This is a genomic window from Olsenella uli, from assembly GCF_016900775.1.
GTDB lineage: Bacteria > Actinomycetota > Coriobacteriia > Coriobacteriales > Atopobiaceae > Thermophilibacter > Thermophilibacter uli_A.
Genome location: NZ_JACJKN010000027.1, coordinates 1 through 7895 on the forward strand (window position 1 = coordinate 1; position 7895 = coordinate 7895).

The following is a 7895-nucleotide window of genomic DNA, read 5'->3' on the forward strand; positions in this document are numbered from 1 at the left end:
AGATGTGTATAAGAGACAGGTTCCGGAAGTGCGCATCGGACACCACTCAGTTCCGGTTCTGAGCGCCCGCCCGCACTCAGTTCCGGAAATGAGCGTCAGCCTCGGGTGCGTGAGCCATGATTCCGCGGGCCGAGGTCCTTCTCGCCGTCTCGTCGGGCGCCGGGTGGCACTCAGATGCGGAACTGAGCATCCACCCGCGCTCAGTTCCGGAAATGAGTGGGGAACGCGCGCGCAAGAGTCACGATTCCGCGGGCCGAGGGCCCTCTCGCCGCGGCGACGCGTCCCATGGCGCACTCAGATGCGGAACTGGGTGGGGGCCCGCGCTCAGTTCCGGAAATGAGTACCCGCCCGCACTCAGTTCCGGAATTGAGCGTCCGTCGCGGTTGCGTGAGCCATGATTCCGCAGGCCGCGGTACTTCTCGCCACGGCGTTGCGCCCCATGGCGCACTCAGTTCCGGAAATGAGCGTCGGTCGCGGGCGCGAGGGCCACGGTTCCGCAGGCCGTAGTTCTTCTCGCCGCGGCAACGCGTCCCGTGACGCGCTCAGATGCGGAACTGCGTGTCGGGCGATGCCCAACGTGGCGCGGCACCCGGGTGCGGGGAGGCGTCGCGAGAAGGACCGGGCGGCAGGAGGGCTAGTCCGCTCCCGCCCCGGAGTCCTCGAGCCCGTCCCTCTCGTCCCAGGCGCGCAGCGCCTGCCAGACGGCCGTGGCCACCTCGGCGGGGATGCCCGGCGTGGCGGCGAGCTCCTCGACCGTGGCCTCGCGCATCCTCCTGATCGAGCCGAAGCGGCGCATGAGCGCCCGCTTGCGCTTGGGGCCCACGCCGGGGACGTCATCGATCACCGAGCGCGTCATGGCCTTGTCGCGCAGCTCGCGGTGGAAGGTGATGGCGAAGCGGTGGGACTCGTCGCGCACCTGCTTGATGAGGTAGAGCGAGGGCGACCCGGAGGGCAGCACGACGGGCGTCTCGTCCCAGGGGACGAAGATCTCCTCGTCAGACTTGGCGAGCCCGCAGACCGGGATGTCGAGCCCGAGCTCGGCGAGCTGCTCCATGGCGGCCGTGAGCTGTGGCTTGCCGCCGTCCACGACGAGCAGGTCGGGGCGGCTGCCAAAGCGCTCGTCGGCCATGCGCTCCGGGGAGTAGCGCCTGCCCAGGACCTCTGACATGGAGACGAAGTCGTTGGCCTCGGTGAGCGGGGTCTGGATCTTGAAGCGGCGGTACTGGGACTTGTCCGGGCGGCCGTTGGTGAAGACCACCATCGAGGCCACGGTGAAGTGGCCGTGAAGCGTCGAGATGTCGAAGCACTCGATGCGCATCGGGGGCGCGTCGAGGGCGAGCGCGCTCTCGAGCTGCAGGAGCGCCTTGTTCGTGCGGTCGTCGGCGTAGCCGGTGCGCACCATGTAGCGCATGAGCGCGTGCCGGGCGTTCGCGGAGGCCATGTCGAGCAGGCGGCGCTTCTCGCCGCGCTGCGGTCGCCTCAGGCGCACGGAGTGCCCGCGCTTCTCGGCGAGCCACCCCTCGATGAGCTCCGCGTCCTCGAGCTCCGCAGGCAGGTCCACCTCGGCGGGCACGTCGGCCGTCTCGTCGTAGTAGCGCTTGAGGAAGCCGGAGACGAGCTCCTCCTCCCCCGTGTCGAGGCCCTTGTCGAGCACGAACTCGACGGAGCGAACGGTGCGGCCCTCCCGCACGGCGAAGACGCACGCGCAGCTGATGGTCTCCTCGCGGTAGAAGCCGATGAGGTCCGCGTTCACGCCGGACGAGAACACCACCTGCTGGCGGTCGTCGAGCGCGTCGAGCCCGTCGAGGCGCGCCTTGAGGCGGCCGGCGCGCTCGAAGTCGAGGTCAGCCGCCGCCTCGCGCATCTGCTCGGTGAGCTCCCCCACCACCTGCGAGCGGTTGCCCCTCAGGAAGTTCTCCACCTGGCGCACGTGGCGGGCATACTCCACGGTATCGATCATGCCGGCGCAGACGCCGGGGCCGCGCCCCACGTGATAGTCGAAGCAGGGGCGGCACCGCTCGGCGAGCATGAGGTTGGCGACCGAGGCCTGCTCGGGGCTCTTCTCGAGCAGGCGGCGGGCGCGCTTCCACTCGACGCAGGTGGCCATGCAGATGGGGATCACCTTGCGCAGGGTGTCGATGGTCTCGCGGGCGGCGCGCGCGTCGGTGTAGGGGCCGAAGTAGCGCGTCCCCTTGCGGTGCCTCTCGCGCGTGTACTTGATGGCAGGGAAGACGTCGGACTCGGTGATGGCGATGTAGGGGTAGGACTTGTCGTCCTTGAAGTCGACGTTGAAGTAGGGGTGGTACTGAGCGATGAGGTTGCGCTCGAGCACGAGCGCCTCGTGCTCGGAGCCCACCACGACGTAGTCGAAGGAGCGCACGACCTGCATCATGAGCGGGATCTTCTCGCGGTCGTCCTGCAGCGTCACGTACTGGCGCATGCGGGCGCGCAGGTTCTTGGCCTTTCCCACGTAGACGACCTCGCCCTTGCCGTCCTTCCAGAGGTAGCAGCCGGGGTCCGTGGGGACCAGGGCGACCTGCTCGGCGAGCGTGGGCTCGCCCACGGCTACTCCCGCCCGCCGCGCAGGCGGTCGCGCACGTCGCGCACGCCCACGAGCGTGCGGTAGAACGCCCTCTTGAGCGGCAGGTCGCGGTCGGGGGCCACGGAGCGCACGCCGTCCTTGGCGAACTTCGTCTTGAACTCGTTGAGGCCCATGATCGAGGGGGAGAACTCGCTGCCGATGCCCATGAGGTCGTATTCCTCAAGCCCGCGCGAGCCCAGCTCGCAGCACTCGAAGTACACGAGCTTGTCGGTCACGTGCAGGCGCATGGTGTCGCTGCGCGAGGCTCCGTAGTAGCGCGTGGCGCGGTTGCCCGAGATGGTCACGATGGACCACGTGACCACCCGGCCCTCGTGACGCCCGGCGAAGACCCGGCAGTGCTCGGGCCCGAGGATGCGAATCATGTCCTCGTAGTCGGAGATGGCGGCCGGGGTGAAGCCGTCGCGTTCTCCGGTCTCGCGCATGACGTCGTAGTACTCCTCGAAGGAGGCGAGGGCGAGCTCCGTCTCGTCCGCGCAGGTCGCGGGGCTCTCGCGCAGGGCCTTGCGGACGTCGCGGCGGCCGCGCGGCTTCATGCGGGAGAGGATGGCCTCGTCGCCGCCGGTGAGGTCGATGACCACCGTGGTGTCGTAGGGCACCGTGGAGAGGCAGGGGCTCGTCTCGGGCAGCTCGTTGGCCACGGCGAGGCGGGCGAAGACCTGCCTCTTGTCCCGCGCGCGCACGTAGTCGGCGAGCGCGGAGAGGGCGGCGGACTCCTGCTCGGCCGAGGGCGCCTCGGCCCAGACCGGGGCGTGATGGCCGCGCAGGTAGCGGTAGCCGTGGGTCTCGTACTGCTGGAACGAGGCCACGGCAAGCGTGCGGCCGCCCTCCTCGAGCGCGACGCAGCCCCAGTGGGAGCGGCCGGGGATCGTGGACTCGTAGTCCTGCCAGACGCCGAGCTGCTCGACCGGCGGATTGGGGTCGACCCCCGTCAGTGCCTGCTCGTACTCCTCGCGCGTAAGCTCTCTCACCTGCATCTGGCGACGCTCCGTTCCCCGGTCCGTTTACTCCCCATCATCCTAACCCAGCCTTCGCGACCGGGCGTGCCCGGCGGCCCGACTCCGCGAAACCCCCAGCGGCCGCCACCGGCGCCAGGCCCCGCCTAGCGGCGCCTGCCGAGGTAGCGCTCGAACTTCTCGTGCTGGCGCGCGGAGCGCAGGTGCGCCCAGAACCGGTGGGCGATCGTGTCGGGCGCGTAGTCGAAAGGCGACGCGGCCCTCCCCTCGCGGATGAGTCCGAGGGCGCGCTCGCGCAGGCCGTCGTCGAAGACGAAGTCGCGGACCACGCGCGCGGGCACGAGGGTGTAGAGCGCGTCGCGGTATGCCTCCTCGTAGGGAAGCTCGCGGCCGAGCACGTAGTCCTCCACGATGAGGCGGGCGAAGTTCACCCCGCCGAGCGCCATGTACCAGGTGTTGGCGCCGGGTCGCACGTTCACCTCGAAGAACTTGTAGGTGCCGTCGCGCTCGTCGTACTTCGCGTCGAAGTTGGCGAAGCCCCGGTAGCCCACGCGCTCGCAGAAGCGGCGCGCGTCCTCGACGAGCTGGTCGCACCGCTCGAGCAGGATGCACACGGGGTTGCCGATGCGGGCCGGCGAGTGATCCTGGAGCACGACGCGCCCGCCCGAGACCGCAACCAGGCGGCCCGAGGCGTCGGAGTAGGTGGTGAGCGAGCGGATGGCGTCATCCTCGCCGGGGACGAAGTCCTGCACCACGAGCTCGCGGTCGTAGCCCGCGTCGCGGAGCAGGCCAAAGATGCGCGTGAGGTCGGCGGGGTCGTGCACCTCGTACACCTTCTCCTTGCCCGGGAAGTCCATGAGGTCGTAGCGGGCCGAGTTGGAGGGCTTGGCCACGAGCGGGTACGGGAGCTCCCTCGGGTCGAGCGGCAGCTCGCCGCGCGCGCAGTCGAACGACCACGTCTTGGGGTACGCCATGCCGAGCTCCTCGCAGAGCTCGTAGAACCGGCCCTTCTGCGTGATGTCGTCGAGCAGGGCGAAGTCGTTGTACGGCACGACGAACCACTGCTCGAGCTCCTCCTTGTGGCGCGAGATGATCCGCACGTGCCAGTCGGCGCTGCCGAGCAGCAGGGCGACCCTCCCCTCGCCCGAAAGGCGCGCGCCGAGGTCGCGCAGAAGCGCCACGATCGCGTCCTCGCCCTCGGACATGGCGGGCTCGACGTGGTAGTCGACGAAGCGGCTCGAGGATGTCACCTTGACGTCCACGCCGGAGTAGACCGTCGTGATGACGCCGTAGGCCTCGTGGAAGCAGCGCGCGTACGAGTACGCGAGGATGTCCCCGCCGAGCACGATGGGCGTGAGGCGGCCTGCGAGCTCCTCTTCTGTGATGCGATCCATGTCAGAACCTCCTGGGGATGAGCTGGCGAGAAGAACGGTGGGAGAGCGGCGGCGGGCACGGCGTAGGTCGCGCGGGGCGCGACGTCGGGCAAGCCCGCCCGGTAATAACGCGCATAATTCGACAAGCGCGAAAAACCTATCTGGGAATATAGATTATGGCACCAGATTTTGCGCGTTAATCGGCGGGCCCTCCAATCGCGGCGCGGACGGCGCCGGCGGCACGGCGGGCGCCCGCGGCGCCGACGTCGGCCGGCAGGGCGGCGCAGGTGGCGACGAGGCGCTCGTGGACCGGCAGGCCGGAGCGTTCGGCGGGCACGCCGAAGGCGGCCGCGTCGAGGACGCCCGGGCCGAGCTCGGGGCGATACCACGCCTCCGCGAAGAGCCCGGCGGCGCAGACCCCCGCGACGACGCGGTCCGCCGCGGCCGTGTCCGGGGCAAGGACCGGGTAGCGCAGGAGCGGCTGGGTGGGGCCCTCGAGGGCGGCCGGGAGCGTGGAGGCGCCGGCGAGCTCCGCGCGGTACGCCGCGACCGTCTCGCGTCGGAGGGCCTCGGCCTCGTCGAGGCCGGCGAGCGCGGCGAGGGCGCGCTCGCACACCCATGCCGAGGCCCGCACGGGCTCGCGGGCGGCGAGCCCCCGGCGCTCGGCCTCGCTCACGGCGGGCTCCATCGCGCCCGAGGAGACGAGCGAGCGGCGCAGGCGCGCCGAGACGCCGGCGGGCAGGTGCGCGAGGACGCGGTTCTCGGTGCGGTAGCGCCGCGCGAGGGCGTCCAGGCGCGCGGGCGGATCGGGGAGCGCGGCGAGGGCGGCGCGGACCGCGGACGCGAGGGCGGCGAGGGGGCTTCTGGGGTTCACCCACACGGCGCCGCCGAAGTGCGTGGGCAGGATCTTCTCGACGCCGAAGGAGTGGACCGAGACGTCCGCGACGGGCTCGCCCGCGGCGTCTCTCGCCATGCGGCAGACGCAGTGGGCGCTGTCCTCCACCACGAGGGCGCCCGCGGCGTGGGCGCGGCGGGCGAGCTCGGCGGACTCGGCGTCGTCAATGATGCCGTAGGTGTGCTGGAGCATGACGGCGCGCGCGTCGGCGGGGAGCCGCAGGCGCTCCGGGTCGAGCGAGGCGGTGCGGGCCGAGACGTCGCAGTAGGCGGGCGCAAGCCCGGCGGCGACGATGGGGACGACGGCCGTAAGGCAGGTGAAGAGCTGCGTCACGGCCGAGCCCTCCCCCGTCGCCCGGCGCAGCGCCGCGAGGGCGGCCTGCATGCCGTAGCGGGCCTTGAAGACGCAGAACCAGTCCTCGGCCTGCGTGCCGGTGCGCTCGGCGAGCGCGCGGGCGAGGGCGTCCTCTGCGGGCATGCGGGCCATGGGGGCTCCTTTCGGGCGGGTCGGGCGGGCGGGGCGGCTAGGAGGCGCGGCGCGGCGCGAGGCGCGCGAGCATGCCGGTCACGAACGACGCCTCGGGCAGGCGCAGGGCGGCCGCGAGGCCGAAGGTCACCGCGAGGGCGGGCAGGCCGCCGGCGACGGCGTAGGCGAGCGCCTGGGCCATGCCGGCGCCGAGCCGCCCCACGAACGCCTGCAGCCCCATGAGGACGGCGCCGCCCACCACGGCGCCCGCCGCGCCGAGGGCGAAGGCGCGCAGGAAGGCGACCACCATGTCGCGCATCCCGATGCGGCCGAGCTCGCGGCGCAGGAAGAGCAGGATGACCAGGTCGATGGACACGAAGAAGAACGTGGAGCTGAAGCCCACGAAGTTGAGGCCGAAGACGGGCGTGAGCCAGAGGCAGAGCACGATCTGGATCGTGCCGGCGATGCACTCCGCCACGGCGAAGAGGATCATGCGGCGCAGGGCCGAGCAGGCCTTCTGCAGGTAGGTGGCAAGGCCGTAGCCCGGGAGCGACACGGAGAGCCAGGCGATGTAGGCCGCGAGGTCGCCCACCGCCTGGGCGTCCATGCTGCCGCCCCCGAGCAGGCGCGCCAGGCACGGCGAGAAGACCACGAGGTACATGGCGAAGGGCACGAGCATGAAGAGGATCTTGCCCGTGCCGCTCGCGAGGCCGCGCACGAAGCTCGGCAGGTCGTCGCGGGCGACGGAGGTGGAGAGCTCGGTGAACATGGCGGTGGTGATGGGGATGGCGAAGACGGAGTACGGCAGCATGTACCACATGCGCGCGTAGTAGGCGATGGAGGCGCCGCTCGCCGTGGCGAAGAGGGCGCAGTTCGTCTGGACGGAGGTGGTGGCGAAGGAGACGAGCGTCACGATGAGCGTGGGCGCGCCGATGGAGACGGTCTCGCGCAGGCACGGGTCGTGGAGGTCGATCCTCAGGCGCAGCCGCACGCCGTGGCGCAGGAGCGCGGGCACCTGCATGAGGACCTGCGAGAGCACGCCGAGTGGGCTGCCCACGGCGAGCGCGAGCAGGGCGAGGCTCGGGTCCGAGTCCGCGAGCAGGCCGTAGGCGAGGAAGGACGCCGTGGTCACCACGTTGTTGGCGATGGGCGCCGCGGTGCTCCAGAGGTAGTCGCGCTCGGCGTTGAGCACGCCCGAGATGATGGACGAGAGCGCGTAGAGCACGATGGAGATGGCGAAGAAGCGGAAGAAGTAGGCCGAGAGGCCCGCGTCGAAGTCGGCGCTCGCGCTGAACGACTGCGTCCAGATGACCTGCTCGGCGAAGACGAAGGCCAGGACCGCGAGGACGCCCATGAGCAGCACCACGAGCGAGAGCAGGTTGGAGGCGTAGGCCGTTGCCCCCTCGCGGCCGGCGCGCTTCTTCGCCGAGACGTAGACGGGCAGGAAGGCCGTCACGAGCATGCCGCCCATGACGAGCTCGTAGAGCTGGTTCGGCAGGTTGTTGGCCACGGTGAAGGCGCTCGCCGTCATGGTGGCGCCAAGGCCGATGGCCTGGGCCCAGGTGCGCATGAAGCCCGTGATGCGGCTGATGATGACCAGGCCGCTC

The 7895-nt window shown here is 71.0% G+C and carries 5 protein-coding genes; all 5 read right to left on the reverse strand.

Features of this window, described 5'->3' with window-relative positions; genetic code table 11:
* Positions 1–634: 634 nt before the first annotated feature.
* Positions 635–2563: an excinuclease ABC subunit UvrC gene (gene uvrC, locus H6A23_RS11020; RefSeq protein WP_204832222.1), complete on the reverse strand. Its 1929-nt coding sequence runs from the start codon at positions 2561–2563 to the stop codon at positions 635–637.
* A 2-nt stretch (positions 2564–2565) separates the two neighbouring features.
* The gene (locus H6A23_RS11025) at positions 2566–3576 is read right to left on the reverse strand and encodes a lipid II:glycine glycyltransferase FemX (RefSeq protein WP_075279883.1); all 1011 of its coding nucleotides are present in this window, start codon (positions 3574–3576) and stop codon (positions 2566–2568) included.
* 125 nt (positions 3577–3701) lie between these two features.
* Positions 3702–4949 (reverse strand): hypothetical protein, encoded by a 1248-nt coding sequence (locus H6A23_RS11030; protein WP_204832223.1) that lies wholly within the window; start codon positions 4947–4949, stop codon positions 3702–3704.
* Between the two features lie 175 nt (positions 4950–5124).
* Positions 5125–6309, reverse strand: a complete 1185-nt coding sequence (locus tag H6A23_RS11035) for a DegT/DnrJ/EryC1/StrS family aminotransferase (protein WP_204832224.1) — start codon at positions 6307–6309, stop codon at positions 5125–5127.
* A 37-nt stretch (positions 6310–6346) separates the two neighbouring features.
* A partial coding sequence (murJ, locus tag H6A23_RS11040; RefSeq protein ID WP_204832225.1) for a murein biosynthesis integral membrane protein MurJ occupies positions 6347–7895 on the reverse strand: 1549 nt, incomplete at its 5' end.

Bases quoted from the DNA above. Each gene is read 5' to 3' on its own strand.
- H6A23_RS11025 (WP_075279883.1), bottom strand. From the start codon at position 3,576: ATGCAGGTGAGAGAGCTTACGCGCGAGGAGTACGAGCAGGCACTGACG.
- H6A23_RS11030 (WP_204832223.1), bottom strand. From the start codon at position 4,949: ATGGATCGCATCACAGAAGAGGAGCTCGCAGGCCGCCTCACGCCCATC.
- H6A23_RS11035 (WP_204832224.1), bottom strand. From the start codon at position 6,309: ATGGCCCGCATGCCCGCAGAGGACGCCCTCGCCCGCGCGCTCGCCGAG.